This window comes from Microseira wollei NIES-4236, assembly GCF_020521235.1.
Lineage (GTDB): Bacteria > Cyanobacteriota > Cyanobacteriia > Cyanobacteriales > Aerosakkonemataceae > Microseira > Microseira wollei.
In genome coordinates this window covers 1-343 of sequence record NZ_BLAY01000610.1, presented here as the reverse complement: position 1 = coordinate 343, position 343 = coordinate 1, and the positions used below count along the sequence as shown (strand labels likewise).

Below are 343 nucleotides of genomic sequence, written 5' to 3'. Positions count from 1 at the left end.
ACAAGACCAAAAAATTCTCATGCCGTGTCCCTACACCATACCCTCGTCGATCTGCTGGGACACGGCATTCAAAATCTTTCCCACAAGACCAAAAATTCATCATGCCTTGTCCCTACCGCGACAATCTGAAATAAAAAAAATCAAAGATTGCCCAAGAAACCAACAAAAATCACACCCCCATCGATATGTAGGGACACGGCATCCACCATCTTTCTCACAAAACCAAAAATTGATCGTGCCTTGTCCCTACCGCGACCATCTTTGATCGCACCCCCATCGATATGTAGGGACACGGCATCCACCATCTTTCTCACAAAACCAAAAATTGATCGTGCCGTGTCCC

Annotated in this window: 1 protein-coding gene; it reads right to left on the bottom strand. The window is 46.1% G+C overall.

Annotated features, from left to right (window positions below):
• Window positions 1-140: 140 nt before the first annotated feature.
• Window positions 141-343 (bottom strand): hypothetical protein (locus MiSe_RS50005; RefSeq protein ID WP_226595068.1); only part of this gene is annotated, 203 nt, incomplete at its 5' end.